Origin of the sequence: Paramagnetospirillum marisnigri, from assembly GCF_001650715.1 — a bacterium.
GTDB classification, from domain to species: domain Bacteria; phylum Pseudomonadota; class Alphaproteobacteria; order Rhodospirillales; family Magnetospirillaceae; genus Phaeospirillum; species Phaeospirillum marisnigri.
Map to the genome: position 1 here is coordinate 105,601 of NZ_LWQT01000010.1, position 14,076 is coordinate 119,676.

12 protein-coding genes are annotated in these 14,076 nt (G+C 63.0%); 4 read left to right on the forward strand and 8 right to left on the reverse strand.

The genetic code is table 11. From position 1 onward, the window contains the following. Positions 1-59: 59 nt before the first annotated feature. Positions 60-941, forward strand: coding sequence for a glycoside hydrolase family protein (locus tag A6A04_RS00460; RefSeq protein ID WP_082914582.1), 882 nt, complete (start codon positions 60-62; stop codon positions 939-941). On the opposite strand, the gene A6A04_RS00465 is transcribed toward A6A04_RS00460, so the two are convergent. After that, on the reverse strand, positions 931-3,486 hold the full coding sequence (locus A6A04_RS00465) for a glycosyltransferase 61 family protein (protein ID WP_082914583.1): 2,556 nt from the start codon (positions 3,484-3,486) through the stop codon (positions 931-933). The two genes, A6A04_RS00460 and A6A04_RS00465, sit on opposite strands and share 11 nt — an antisense overlap. A gap of 276 nt (positions 3,487-3,762) precedes the next feature. On the opposite strand from A6A04_RS00465, the gene A6A04_RS00470 reads away from it, so the two are divergent. The 3 genes from A6A04_RS00470 to A6A04_RS00480 all read left to right on the forward strand — a co-directional run bounded on the left by A6A04_RS00470 (position 3,763) and on the right by A6A04_RS00480 (position 7,655). Beyond that, positions 3,763-4,926, forward strand: a complete 1,164-nt coding sequence (locus A6A04_RS00470; protein ID WP_068489290.1) for a hypothetical protein — start codon at positions 3,763-3,765, stop codon at positions 4,924-4,926. Between the two features lie 102 nt (positions 4,927-5,028). Next, positions 5,029-7,008, forward strand: a complete 1,980-nt coding sequence (locus A6A04_RS00475) for a B12-binding domain-containing radical SAM protein (RefSeq protein ID WP_068489291.1) — start codon at positions 5,029-5,031, stop codon at positions 7,006-7,008. A 68-nt stretch (positions 7,009-7,076) separates the two neighbouring features. Beyond that, positions 7,077-7,655 carry a YqaA family protein gene (locus tag A6A04_RS00480; protein ID WP_068489292.1) on the forward strand — a complete coding sequence of 193 codons (579 nt, stop codon included), beginning with the start codon at positions 7,077-7,079 and terminating at the stop codon, positions 7,653-7,655. Between the two features lie 9 nt (positions 7,656-7,664). Here the strand turns inward: A6A04_RS00480 and A6A04_RS00485 are convergent, their stop codons facing one another. The 7 genes from A6A04_RS00485 to A6A04_RS00515 all read right to left on the reverse strand — a co-directional run bounded on the left by A6A04_RS00485 (position 7,665) and on the right by A6A04_RS00515 (position 14,009). Next, a complete protein-coding gene (locus A6A04_RS00485; protein ID WP_082914584.1) occupies positions 7,665-8,429 on the reverse strand; it encodes a DUF6901 family protein in 765 nt (254 codons plus the stop codon). Positions 8,430-8,530: 101 nt separating this feature from the next. Further along, a complete protein-coding gene (locus tag A6A04_RS00490) occupies positions 8,531-9,439 on the reverse strand; it encodes a nickel/cobalt transporter (RefSeq protein ID WP_068489293.1) in 909 nt (302 codons plus the stop codon). A 119-nt stretch (positions 9,440-9,558) separates the two neighbouring features. After that, entirely contained in the window at positions 9,559-10,152 is a 594-nt protein-coding gene (locus tag A6A04_RS00495) for a DUF1007 family protein (RefSeq protein ID WP_068489294.1), read from the reverse strand. Further along, positions 10,152-11,321 carry a cystathionine beta-lyase gene (gene metC / locus A6A04_RS00500; protein ID WP_068489295.1) on the reverse strand — a complete coding sequence of 390 codons (1,170 nt, stop codon included), beginning with the start codon at positions 11,319-11,321 and terminating at the stop codon, positions 10,152-10,154. Before metC ends, A6A04_RS00495 begins: the two co-directional genes overlap by 1 nt. Positions 11,322-11,840: 519 nt before the next feature. Further along, positions 11,841-12,698 (reverse strand): 3-mercaptopyruvate sulfurtransferase, encoded by an 858-nt coding sequence (sseA, locus tag A6A04_RS00505; protein ID WP_068489296.1) that lies wholly within the window; start codon positions 12,696-12,698, stop codon positions 11,841-11,843. Between the two features lie 45 nt (positions 12,699-12,743). Next, the gene (locus A6A04_RS00510; RefSeq protein WP_068489297.1) at positions 12,744-13,748 is read right to left on the reverse strand and encodes a cysteine synthase A; all 1,005 of its coding nucleotides are present in this window, start codon (positions 13,746-13,748) and stop codon (positions 12,744-12,746) included. Between the two features lie 60 nt (positions 13,749-13,808). Next, a complete protein-coding gene (locus A6A04_RS00515; protein ID WP_068489298.1) occupies positions 13,809-14,009 on the reverse strand; it encodes a hypothetical protein in 201 nt (66 codons plus the stop codon). Positions 14,010-14,076: the final 67 nt, after the last annotated feature.

Consider the following 14,076-nt stretch of genomic DNA (forward strand, 5'->3'; position numbering starts at 1 on the left):
ACACGATGCGATGGGAGCGGCAGGGACTGCTGTTTGCGCCCTCTGGCCAGGGCGGATGGATGAACAGCCATGCGCAGGTGCCAACCGCCCTGCTGCTGGGCGATGTGTTGCGCCTGTATTTCGCCTCGCGTCCTTATCGCTCCCTCAGCCTTCCCACCTTCATCGACCTGGATGCACACGACCCGTCCCGCATCCTTCATGTCAACGACACCCCGCTGTTGGAGCCTGGGCCGCCCGGCACTTTCGATGAACACGGCATCATGCCTTCGGCGGCGGTTCGGGTCGGCGGGTTGGTCTACCTCTATTACAGTGGTTGGAGTCGCTCGACCCAGGTGCCCTACATCAATACCACCGGCCTTGCGGTGAGCGAGGACGGCGGAAGGCGTTTTCGGCGGATGTTCGATGGGCCGGTGCTGGGGCGCGGCCCGCACGAACCCTATTCGGCGACCTCGCCCTGCATCCTGATCCATGAGGGAATCTGGCATATGTGGTACTGTTCGGGAGCCCTGTGGCAGGCCGAGGGTGACGCATTTGAGCCAGTCTACCACATCAAGCATGCCGCCTCCGTCGATGGGATGCATTGGCGTCCGGATGCCGGACGGTTTTGCATTCCGCCCCACCATCCGTTGGAAGCCAGCACGCGGCCGACCATTGCCCGCATGGGTGACCGTTGGCATCTCTGGTTCTGCCATCGCGACAGCCGTGATTTTCGCGATGGGGTGGGGGCCTACCGGTTGGGCTATGCCTGGTCGACGGATTTGACAACCTGGTGCCGCGAGGACTGGAACGCGGGTCTGGTCCCCGCCGACCATGGCTGGGACAGCATCATGGTGGCCTATCCCGAGGTGGTGGAAACCCCTGGTGGTTGGGTGATGTTCTATAACGGCAATGGATTCGGCGTCGATGGCGTGGGATGGGCGCGGCTTGCCGCTAAGGCGTAATTCCCAGCCGATCGAGCGCCCCGCGCACCTCGTCGAGAGGGACATGGAAGTCGGCATGCTTGTCGGCCTTGCCCCGGGCCTCGATCACCGGGCCGCAGACCAGATAGGGGCGGCAGCCGATATCGGTCATCATGGTGCTCCAGGTGTTGGAATTGGAGACGAACCCCTGACTCAGGGTCAGGACCGGAGTTCCGGGGCGGCAGACTAGGCCGTTGGCGAGGCACGAGCCGTGGACCGCGATCACAATGTCGGCACCGTGGAATAGCGCCAGTTGTTCCGCCAGGGGCAGATCCTCCGCCGCCAGGCACAGGAATCCCCTTTCCTTGAGAAAGTCCATGATCTCGTCCTGGTTCGTCAGCAGCCTTCGGCCATAGGCGGGCTTGCGCAAGACGAATATCCGTTTGGGGGAGCCAGGGGATGGCGGACTTACATGGCGGAGCAGTCGGTCGCGCATGAACAGCGTCGATGCCGTGGGCATAACCAGATACCCGGAATCCATCATGAAGTCGGGGCCAAAGCCATGGGGCCACCATGCATGATTGGGCGCGACCCATAGGCGCTGGACCCGGACGTCCTGGTCTGGTTCGACGAAGATGATGTTCCTCGGCTCGTCCATCACCATCTTAAGGGCGTCCAAATGGCTGGCAGGCATGCCCGCATCCACCAGAACCGGGACATCGGCGGCGATGTTCGCCTGTGACAGGAAATGCCAGCGGGGAAGATATTCGTGCATCCAGTGGCCATAGTGGTGGGTTCGGGCTCCCATCATCATGATCGCTTCGGCAACCCGCAGGGAGTTGTTGGACCGAGCCTCGACCATGACGCGCCGACCGCTGCGGGCCGTGACCATGGGGTCATGCTCCAGGCTGTGGGGATTATCCCTCGGGTCGGCGACCACGTCATGCAACGCGATACCCTCATTTAAGAAGATGAATTCGCAGCGGTGGAACAGCCGGACCCATGGGATTTCCGCTACATATCCCTCGTTGATGGGAGCCGAGGCTCCTTCGGCGATAAGTTCATCCTTCCAGTTGCGCAGCGTCGGCGGATAGTCGGCCACGGTCGGGAGGGACAAGGTGCGATAGGGCGCGCCGGTGTCCAGGCACCATTCCTTGACGCCGCGCAGGATGCGGGGGAAGTGGAGCGCATTGGCGGGCCAGATGCCCGCAACCATGGTGATGAGGCCGATCTTGTAGCTCGCCAGCAGCCGGGACAGGACCAGCCGCCGCAAGCGCTTCGTGACTTCCCCCAAGATACCGGTGCCGGCGATGCGCCGCAGCAGCACCAGATCCTTGTCGCAACCAAGGGCGATGATGAATGCCGAGGCCGCAAGATCAATCTGCCCCGTTGAATTGAGGATCATGGCGGCGGCGTAAATATCGGGGGCGTTGCCACCGGCCATGGAAGAGGCTTCCGCCAGCATTGCCGTCGCCTCATCGGCCTGGCCGCGATCAACGGCCTCCACCGCTTGGCGGACCAAGGGGGTCGGGTCGGAGGCGGTGGAATGGCCGATGACCCTCTGATGCGCCGCTCCGCCTGGGTTGAACATGCAGTTGTCGCATTGCTCGGGGGCGCCATCCAGGTACGACTCCAGCCAGGTGCTGATCGGTCCGGCGCTCCAGTTGTCGGAGAACGAGCGGTCGACCAGGGAGGAGTTCTGGTAATGATGGGTTTCATGCATGCCGCAGCACGGGGTGATATAGCCATCGACGGTGACCGTCGGGGCGAGGAACGGCATGGTGCAACGCCCCCCCGCCAATCCGAAGAATGACGCTGGAGTATAGGTGATGTCCAAAGACGGGTAGGTCCGGTTGGCCGACTCGACATAGGAGGCCAAGCTTTCCTGCTGTTCCAGACTCAGCCCGGCGGAATGGGGGGCGGACCTATCCGAGCGCTGGTTCTGAGCCGGCAGGATCAGGACCCGGATCTCGCCAATTCGTGACAACTTCTCGATCGTCGACGGGATGTCGTCGACATTGTTGGAACTTGCCACCATGGTGACGCTGATCGGGAAGATACGTGAAATCATCCCGATATTGGCGTAAAGCGTATCCACATTGGTGCCGCTGCGGCACCGCTGCACCACCACGGGGTCGAGCGAATCCACCGAGATGGTGACACTGTCCAGCCCCTCGGCGGCCAGCCGCTTCCAATAGTCCTGGTCTCCATTCAAGGCGTTGGTGGTGAAGCGGACACTGTCGAACTTCGTCATTTCCCTGATCGTCGCGATCATGGACGGCAGTTGGGGATGAAGAGTCGGCTCGCCGATGCCGTGAAGGACGAGAATTCCGGCCGGGGGCAGGTGATCCAGGATCGTCGCGAACTGACCCATGCCGATATGCCGAGAAGTCCAGCGCCGTTGTTCAACCTCTTGGGTGCGGAAGCATTCCGGGCAGCGCAGGTTGCAGGCGGTGGTGATTTCGATATAGCACTGCCGCAATCGGCTTGGTTTCGACAGCAGGCGATTGCGGATATCCGGGTTGCTCAGTCCTCGCCCGCTCCCCAGGGTGTCTGATACGAACTGGTCTCGATCGGGAAAAGACATCGACGTCTCGCCATGGTTAGGTTGGTTGCCCGTGATTCTTCCGATCACGGTGCCGCAGTCCGATCTTGGGTGCAATATAGAACCTGATCGCCGTTGCCCGACGCTTTTGGGGGCAGATTGCAAAATTCTGCGACGCCGGAGCCACTCCAAACTATGATAGGCTGGAGCTCTTGATCAATGGCGAACGGGTGGGGAGTCTTGGTGCCGGAGAACTCGGAGACGCTGGCAGAAGTGTTGGCTGTGTGGAGGCAGGGGAAGCGCGATGAAGCCCGCGTCATGCTGCAGCATCACCTGGACGCCGATCCGGAGGATGCGGCGGCCTGGGCGCTGTATGGCAAGCTTTTGCTGGACATGGACGAGACCGAGGTGGCCCGCATCGCCTTGGAGGAAGCCTTGTTCCTGGCTCCGGACGACCTCGGAGCAGCCTGTGCTCTGGCCGAAGTTGAGCGCCGCCAGGGGGAGTTGGTGGCGGGCCTGGCCCGCTTGGGCGAGGTTCTGAAGTTCCTGCCGGAACATCCAGAGGCCAGTCGGCTGGCCCGGATTATGGTTCTCCAGCGTTTCGCCTTGGGAGATGCGGCCGCAGTCCTTCCGATCACAGCGGATCAGGCGGTGCCGGTGGCCCGGGCCTGCTCGATCATCGGCAGGGCGCTGAGCGAGGCCCATATGCGCAAGGAAGCGGTCTGCGCCTTTCAACTGGCGGCCCAGGCACTGCCGGATGATTACAATAGTCTCAACGATCTGGCCTGCGCCTTGCTGCGGTCCATCCCCGCCATTGATGGCGGGCACGAGGAATCCAACTCCATGTTAGATGCGCGCATGTTGCGTGCGCTGAGCAATGCCCTGATGTCCTATCTGCGCTGCATCGAGATCGCCCCGAAATCCGCCTTGGCCTATAAAAATCTGGGATCACTGCTGACAAATTTGGCCCGTCGCGGGATTTATGATGCCGAGGGGGCGGCGGCCTATACCCAGATCAAGGCTTTTCAACTGGAACCCGAGGATTACTCCCAGCGCCTACTGGCTGCCAGCCTGCTGTTCGACCTGAAGCAGTTGGAAGCCTCGGCGGCGCTGTACTCGGGCGAGAACATCATTCCGGGCGGCGACGAGGAGGAAGATGGCGGGCGCTGGCGCCTGGATGTCTTTGTCAAAGGCTTCACCCAGGGAATTGATAAGATCGAGGAGCAGATTCTGGTCTCGGTCGATCCGGCGCGACGGGCCGAGGCGCTGATTCGCGTCGGCGACATCCTGGTGGGGTTGGGCATGGAGGGCGAGGCGGTGCTGTTCTTCGCCCTGGCGCTCCAGGACGAGCCTGACAACATCCATTGCCGCGAGGCGGTTCGGGCCGCCATGTCCTCGCGGCGGCTGCTGCACGAGGCCATCGCCGTCAGCACCGGCGACCGCTCGATCCTGCCGCCGCCCCTGGTGATGGCGTGGCCGTAGAAGGATTTTTTTGGCCGAGGTATTGGCCTCTTGTTTGCTTTTCATTGGCACCCAAGTAGTGTAGGCGCCCGAAATCACTCCTTTCTGATCGGTGGACATGGCATGACGGGCTTGAAGCGAGTTTACTTCAACGAATTCAACGTTCTGATGGGCGATGCTGCTTATCTGCCGCTGGTCTCCGGCCTGCTTCACGCCCATGCCCTGACTTCGGAGAAGGTGCGGGCCACCTACGAATTCGCGCCCTATCTGTTCCATATCGATTCGCCCGCCAACATCCTGGCCCATTACGACAAGCCTCCTGCGGTGGCGGCGTTCTCGCTGCTGATGTGGAACGAGCAGTTGAACCTGCACATCGCGGCTGAGATCAAGCGGCGCCATCCCGACTGCGTCATCGTGTTCGGCGGCGCCCAGGTGCCGCACCACCCCGAGGAGTTCTTCGCGACCTATCCCTTCGTCGACGTTGCGGTGCGCGGCGAGGGCGAGGAGGCCTTCACCGAGATTCTCGAGCGCCTCGCCGATGGCGCCGATCTCGACAATCTGGCCGGGGTCAGCTGGCGGGCGCCCGATGGGACCATCCACGCCGCCGAGAACGAGCGCGAGTTCCAGCGCGACCTCGACGTCTATCCGTCGCCCTATCTGGAAGGGCTGTATGACGAGCTGATGGCGTCGCGACCCGACGTCACCTTCCAGGCCATCGTCGAGACCAATCGCGGATGCCCCTTCCACTGCACCTTCTGCTATTGGGGCAAGGGCGGGCTGTCGCGCAAATACCGCTATCACGGCCTGGACCGGGTGTCGGCCGAGATCGTCTGGATGGGCGAAAACAAGATCCGCTATGTCTTCAACGCCGATTCCAATTTCGGCATGAACAAGCGCGACCGCGAGATCGCCGACCTGCTGGTGGAAACCAAGCGCAAATACGGTTTCCCCGAGAAGTTCCGCACCTGCTACGGCAAGAACACCGACGACAAGATCTTCGAGATCGGCAACCTGTTCCACGAGCACCAGCTCGAGAAGGGCATCACCATCAGCTATCAGAGCACCGATCCCACGGTGCAGAAGAACATCAAGCGCGACAATATCAAGCTGTCGGTGGCGCGCGAGCTGCACCAGCGCTTCAACAAGCTGGATGTGCCAGTCTATACCGAATTGATCATCGGCCTGCCCGGCGAGACCGAGGAGACCTGGCGCAAGGGCATCGACGAAATCCTGTCATCGGGCCTGAAGAACCAGTTGTTCATGTATTTCTGCCAGGTCTATCCCAATACCGATCTGGCCGATCCCGAATATGTGCGCGAACACGGTCTGGTCACCCAGCGGGTGGAACTCAACGAGATTCACGGCTCGGTTCGCCACTCCGACTGGGTGGCGGAATACGAGGATCTGGTGGTCACCTCCAGCACCATGCCGCTGGACAGCTGGAAGCGCATGGCCATGCTGTCCTGGATGACCATGCTGATGCACAGCCTGAAGCTGGGCTTCTTCGTCATGTGCTGGATGCATGAAAAGCTGGGCGTCAGGCATTCCGATTATTTCCAGCGGCTGATCTCGGTGAGCCCCGAGGACGAGGCGCCCATGCTGTCGGCGCAGTTGGCCCTGTTCCAGGACAAGCTGGGCCGCATCGGCCGGGGCGAGGGCCGGGGCTGCATCCTGCCCGATTGCGGTGTCATCTACTGGGATGTGGAAGAGGCTGCCTTCCTGGACCTGTCGCGGGACTTTGGCGCTTTCTACGACGAGTTGGAGCGCCTGACCCGGGGCTATCTCAAGGATCGGGGTATCGCCTACGATTCCGAGGAATTGGCTGAGGTCTTCCACTATCAGCGCCTGCGCCTGCCCACTCCGGCCGGCAGTCTGGCGGGCCGTCATGGCTTCGCCCATTCGGTGCCGTCCTATTTCGAGACCTTCTTCGACGATCATCGGGTCGATCTGGCCCGCCGCCCCGAGGTTCTGGTGGTGGAACCGCGCGACTTCGGCGGCGACCGCGAGCGCTTCGCCCGAGAAACCATCCTGTGGGGCCGCAAGAGCGGCACCATGCTGGCCAAGGCGCGGGTGGCGGAATTGGAAGCCCAACTGGCGGGCTGAGGCTCGCCGGGGGTTTCCGCCATGGCCGTTTGCTGCTACACCTCCGCTGCTTCAGCGGAGGATAGGGCATGGTCAGGCGGCTTTACGACTGGATGATGGACAAGGCGGCGCATCGTCATGCCATCTGGTGGCTGGCCGCCGTCTCCTTCATAGAAAGCTCGTTCTTTCCCATTCCGCCCGATGTCATGCTGATTCCCATGGTGATCGCGGCGCCAACCCGCTGGTTGCGCATCGCTATGGTCTGCACCCTGGCCTCGGTGGCGGGCGGCTTCCTCGGCTATGCCATCGGCCATTTCGCCATGGACAGTATCGGCGCCGCCATCCTGGGGGCCTTCCACCTTCAGGACAAGTTCCTGGCGCTCAAGCCCATCATCGACGAATGGGGCGTCTGGTTCATCATCATCAAGGGGATGACCCCGATTCCCTACAAGCTGGTGACCATCACCGCCGGTGCCTTCGACTTCGACCTGCTGAAGTTCACCCTGGCCTCGGTGGTGGCGCGGGGCATGCGATTCCTGATGGTGGCGGCGCTGCTGTGGAAGTTCGGTCCGCCCATCCGTGACTTCGTGGAAAAGCGGCTGACCCTGGTCACCACCGTGTTCGTGGTGCTGCTGGTGGGCGGCTTCCTGGTGCTGAAACTGCTGTAGCCGCCGTTGTCAGTGAGCCAGGCTGCCGTCCTCGACCTTGAAGGCGTCCAGGATGTCCTCGAAGCCGCCATCGATATTGTCGGGCGCGATCTGGGCGAACAGGTCCAGGATGATCACGGCGTTCAGCGCCGCGTCGCGCTTGACCCCGGCTCGTAGCCGTTCGGCTAGGCAGGAATTCATCACCGAGAGTTCCTGATAGGCCTGTTTCAGCCCGTCCAGCGTGACGCAGGCGGTGCTGCCGCGCATCTTGCCCTGGACATAGGACATCAGCAGCCAGCTCGAGAATGAGCGGTACAGCGTCTCCTGTTCCTCGGCGAAAGGCATGTGGAAGCGGGCCATGGGCCGCAGGAAGCGGGTCAATGGGCAGCCGGAGGTGGCGCAGACCAAGCCGATCAGGGACGCCATGGCGCTTTGGAAGGTAGTCTTGGCGACGATGCTGCGTTGGGCGGTTTCAACCTCGACCACCGTTTTCTCGTGCGACACCCGATGCTCGAACTTGGGCAGAAACTGGGCGATGCCCAGAGCCGACGGGCAGTATTCGCAGGACTCGGCCAGGGGGCAATTGGGGCAGCGGTTATAGCTCAGCTTGGCCCAGGCCGGGTGAGGAGCTTCGGGGGGAATGACAAGCTGGAAGGTTTCAGGATCAAAAGCCAGATTCACAGTGGCTGGATCGCTGCTGTTCACAAAGAATTTATAATTTATTCGTTTATGGTTGTTAACCATGAGGGCTTGGCTTGAACAATCCAGCGGGGCCATCATCATCTCCTGCCGCATCCCAATACCATCCCGATGATCGGATGATATTCCATGAACATGCGGAAAGACAATCGGGCGAGGGCCTTAACCCCTTCGCACCCGCACAACATCTGGAGGTATTAACCTGTCAGACTGGGGCCGTTCAGCAGGGTGGATATGAATAGCGCCATACCCAATAGGGTAATGGCCAGGGCGCCGGCAAGCGCCAGGGCGGTCCGGATGCGTCTCCCCAGGCTGCCCTGGCCGAACAGGCGGTCGATCAGCCGGTTCAGCCCCAACGCCCCCAGGCCGATGGCCGAGACGGTGATGGCCACTCCCAAGCCCATGGCCAGGGTGGCGAGGACGCCCACCAGGAACAATCCGTTGGCGAAGGTGAACAGCAGCACCAGGATGGCGCCGGAACAGGGGCGGAAGCCCACGGCGGCGGCCATGGCGAACAAAGCGTTTCGCTCGGTCTTGGCGGTTTCCGGCTCCTGGATGTCGTGAAGTTCGGGGGGATGATGCCCGCAGCAGGCGTCGTCGTGATGGTGGTGGCCGCAGCCCTTGCCGGTCAGGGTCCGCCAGACCATCACGGCGCCGATGCCGGTGATCAAGGCGTAAGATGCGACCTCCAGCCAGGCGGCCCCCGCCGTCACGTCGCGCGGTGCCAGGGACAACAGCCCGGCCAGGGCCAGCACGGCGGCAATGGCGGAACCCGCCTGCACCATGGCGGCGATCAGGCTGGCGGTCAGGCCGTGCAGGATGCGGGCGCGGCGGGTGGCGAACCATCCGGCGATCACCACCTTGCCGTGGCCCGGCCCCACGGCGTGGAAGATGCCATACATGAAGGCGGCCAGCAGGATGGCGGCCGCCGGTTCCCACGATCCGGTCTCCTTCATGGCGGCGAGGTTCTGGCGCATTTCGCCGGTCAATTGGCGCTGCAGGGCGAAGCCCCAGGCGGCCAGCGAGCGCAACGGTTCGGGAAGGTCGCTTCCGCCGCCGCTTCCACCGCCACCGGGAACCAGCGCCGCCTGGGCCAGGGACGGCATCAGGCAGAGGAGGGCCGCGACCGAAACGCGCCCTAAATCCGCTTTGCCCGTCCTCCCTCCCTCGGCTTCGCCGGGGGAGGGTCGGGGTGGGGGCTGATGGACGCCGGAAGATCGGCGTTCTACTCGCACGACACCACCGCCCGCTTGGGGATCACTATGCCGCCATAGATGGCGGAAGCGGGGTCGGGGGCGATGGTGGCCCTGCAGCCCTGCGAGCCCTCGCCGGTGAGGGTGACAGCCTTGTCGTTGGGAAAGTCCATGTCGATGTAGAAGCTTTCCTCGTAGGTGACGACGCCGAGCACGCCCTTGCGCGGATCAATGGGCTCGGGGAAATGCAGGCGGAAGGCGTAGAGCAGGGAATCCTTCACCCCCATGACCGTGAAGTCGCTGACATCCTTCCAGGCCACCGGCTTGCCGTCCAGCTTGGCATAGGTAAAGTAGCCCTGGTCCTTGGTCTCGCGAAAGGCCTGGGCCTCGATCTCCCGGATCTCGGCGGGATCCAGCTTGCCGTTCTTGTCCTTGTCGAAGTCCTGGAACAGGGTGGCGCTGTAGACCGGATCGAACTTCCAGCCCATGAACAGGCTGACGATGCGGCCGTTCTTGAACTCGGCCAGGGCGTGCACATCCACCAGGACATGGGGATGGGCGGCAGCGCTGCCGCCCCAGCTCAGCCAAGCCAGAACGGCGACCAGGGCTGCGGCCGGGCGGCGCATCAGACCGCCTGCCGCAGCCGCTCGAAGCCCTGCTCCAGGTCGGCCAACAGGTCGTCGGCATCCTCCAGCCCGGCATGGAAGCGGAGAGATGGCCCCGCCGGTTCCCACGCCGAGGCGGTACGGATGATGGAATGGCCCGAGGTGGGAATCACCAGGCTTTCGAAGCCGCCCCACGAAAAACCCAGCTTGAAGTGGTCATATCCGTCCAGCATGGCATCCACCGCCGGTTTGGACGCGGGCTTCAAGATGACGCCGAACAGGCCGCAGGCGCCGGAAAAATCCCGCTTCCACAAGGCGTGGCCGGGGTCGGAAGGCAGCGGCGGATACAGCACCCGGTCCACCTCTGGGCGGGCTTCCAGCCATTGGGTCAGGCGCAATGCCGTGGCGGCGTGCTGGCGCAGCCTGACCGCCAGGGTGCGCAGGCCGCGCAGGCCCAGATACATCTCCTCGGCGCCGGGCGACTGACCGAAGGCCGCCACCGAGCTTTTCACCCTGTGCCACAGTTCGGGTGTGGCACAGGTGATGGTGCCCAGCATGGCGTCGGCATGGCCGACGATATACTTGGTCGCCGCCTGGATGGAGATGTCGATGCCCTTGGTGAAAGGCTGGAAGGTCAGCACCCCCCAGGTGTTGTCGATCATCACCACGGCGCCGCCCGCATGGGCCGCTTCCGCGATGGCGGGAATGTCCTGGACCTCGAAGGTCAGCGAGCCGGGGCTTTCGGTGAAGACCACCTTGGTGTTGGGGCGCATCAGCGCCTTGATGCCGCCCCCCACCCGCGGGTCGTAATAGGTGGTCTCGACGCCCAGGCCGCGCAGGACGTCATCGCAGAACTTGCGGGTGGGAAAATAAGCGGTATCCACCATCAGCAGATGGTCGCCGCTTTTCAGGAAAGCCATCAGGGCCCCGGTGATGGCGGCGAGGCCGGAACAGGTCGCAACGGCGCGATGCCCACCCTCCAGCTCGGCCACCGCCTCTTCCAGGGCGAAGGTGGTCGGCGTGCCGAACCGGCCATAGCGCATGCCCTCGAACGGGGTCTTGCCGCTCTTCTCCATGGCCGCGACGGAAGGGTGCAGCACAGTGGAGACGTGATAGACCGGTGGATTGACGGCGCCGTGGAAGTTTTCGGGATGGCGACCGGCGTGGAGGAGGCGGGTGTCTTTTTTCATGGCGCTCATGACAAGGAAAGCGGGCGTGACAAAAAAATGAGGCGAGCCCGCATGGTGACTCGCCCGCGCATCAGGACCAAGTGCTGAATCGAAGGGTCAGGACAGCGCCGTCGCCACCGCCGCCAGCACCACTACCGCCGCCGCAGCAGCCATGAGGAAGGGCGTGACCGTGTCTTGCGTCGCAACCCGCGCTCTGATCTTCCGGTTCCGCATCACGATGCCTCCTCGTGTCCTGACACTTCCAATATGGAGGTGTTTTTCCCGGACATCAATATGGCATAGCGAGTCTTTCGATGGCGTTACCAGGAAAGGACTTGTCATCCCGACGACCATCGGGAGGAGGGATCTTGTCCTGGTACGGCTTTTCATAAGCGGCATTCCCGGTTCAGGCGGAGATCCCTCGCTGCCGCTCGGGATGACATGAAAAGTCAATTGAAGCGTCGAGTAGTGCAAAGGGGGAAACGAAAACCCCCGCCGTTTCCGGCGGGGGCAACGTGTCGGCCTGGGCTTTTCGTAAGCTCAGCCCTGTTCGATGGGGGTGTCGTCGCGGTTGCCCCACTCGGCCCAGGAACCGTCATAGACGGACACGTCCTGGGCGCCCAGCAGGTTCAGGGCCAGCGCCACGGTACAGGCGGTGACGCCCGAGCCGCAGCTGATGGTGATGGGCTTCTTGATGTCCACACCCGCGGCGTTGAAGCGGGCCTGCAACTGGTCGGCGGGCAGCATGCAACGGGTCTTGTCGTCGATCAGATCGGCGAAGGGGACGTTGATGGAGCCGGGGATATGGCCCTGGTGGCGGGTGGCGCGGGGCTCGGGCGCCTCGCCCTTGAAACGGGCGGCCGCGCGGGCGTCGAGCACCTGTTCACGCTTGTTGTCGATATTGGCCCGCACATGCTCCAGGTCACGCACCAGCAGGTGGTTGTAATGGGCGATGAAGTGGCGGGTGCGGGGCACCGGCGGCAGATCCTCGGTGGCGCGGCCCTCGCGCAGCCACTTGGGGAAGCCGCCGTCCAGCACGCAGACATCGCGATGGCCAAAGGTGCGGAACATCCACCACGCCCGCGCGGCGGCGCTGGCGAAGCCGGTGCCGTCGTAGATCACGATCTTGTTGCCGTTGCCCAGGCCCAGCTTGCGCACCTTGGACGAGAACTTCTCGGCGGGCGGCAGCATATGGGGCAGCACGGTGTTGGAATCGGCGATCTCGTCGATATCGAAGAACACCGCCCCGGGGATGTGCTCGGCGTCGTATTCCTCGCGGGCGTTGCGGTTCTGGCCGGCCGAGTACCAGCTGGCATCCACCACCCGCACATCGGGGGCGCTGAGATGGCTGGCCAGCCACTCGGTGCTGACGAGGGCGTCCGGATTCGGATAGGTCATGCGGAGGTTTCCCCTAAGGCTTATTTGGTCTTGACCAGGGGCCGTTCACTCCAGCCAGTCCGGCGTCGGCAGATTGCGTTCGCGCAGAAAAGCCGGGTTGAACAGCTTGCTCTGATAGCGCGTACCATAATCGCAAAGAACTGTCACCACCGTGTGTCCCGGTCCCAGCGCCTTCGCCACCTTGATTGCCGCCATCACATTGATTCCGCTCGATCCTCCCAGAACCAGCCCTTCCTCGCGGACCAGACGGAAAATCAGTGGCAGCGCTTCCTCGTCGGTGACCTGGACCTGATCGTCGATGGGGGCGCCTTCCAGGTTCCGGGTGATGCGGCCCTGGCCGATGCCCTCGGTGATGGAGGTGCCCTCGGCCTTCAACTCGCCATGGGCATAGTGATGGTAGAGCGCCGAGCCCATGGGGTCGGCGAGCACGACCTTGATCTTGGGATTCTTCTCCTTCAGGGCCATGCCGGTGCCCGCCAGGGTGCCGCCGGTGCCCACCGCGCAGGTGAAGGCATCCACCTTGCCGTCGGTCTGGCGCCAGATTTCCTGGCCGGTGGTGTGGAAGTGACCCATGCGGTTGGCCAGATTATCGAACTGATTGGCCCACAGCACGCCGTTGGGCTCGGTGGCCGCCAGTTCCTTGGCCAGGGTCTCGGAATAGCGGACGTAATTGCCAGGATTGGCATAGGGCACCGCCGGGACCAGGCGAAGATCGGCGCCCACCAGGCGCAGCATGTCCTTCTTCTCCTGGCTTTGGGTCTCGGGCATGACGATAACGGTACGATAGCCCAGGGCATTGGCCACCAGGGCGAGGCCGATGCCGGTATTGCCCGCCGTGCCCTCGACCACGGTACCGCCCGGCTTCAGCAACCCTTTGGCCTCGGCGTCCCGGATGATGGCCAGGGCGGCCCGGTCCTTGACCGATCCGCCGGGGTTAAGGAATTCCGCCTTGCCCAGGATGTCGCAGCCGGTTTCCTCCGAGGCCCGCTTGAGGCGGATCAGGGGGGTGTTGCCGATGGAATCGAGGAAGCCGTCGCGAATATCCGTCATGATTGGTGTATAATCCGTTAATTTACCATTCATCTAATGTAGCTTGACGGAATGATCAGTTCAAGAGTTTGAGGCTTGGCGCTGGAACCCAAGCTGCTCGGACAGACAGTGGTCCAGGCTCAGATAGTAGTCGATGCGATTGCTCAGCCAGGAATTGCCCCGGATGGTGGGGATCTGCTCGCGGACCAGGGACAGCCAGTTCAGGCGTTCCGATATCCGGCATTTCGAGGCAATTCCCGGGCAGTGCAGGCATGCTTGCATGATTGGTCATCCCCTATCTTTTGGCAGGTGCGAAAAGATAGGGGATGACCATGTCGTGGGAATGACT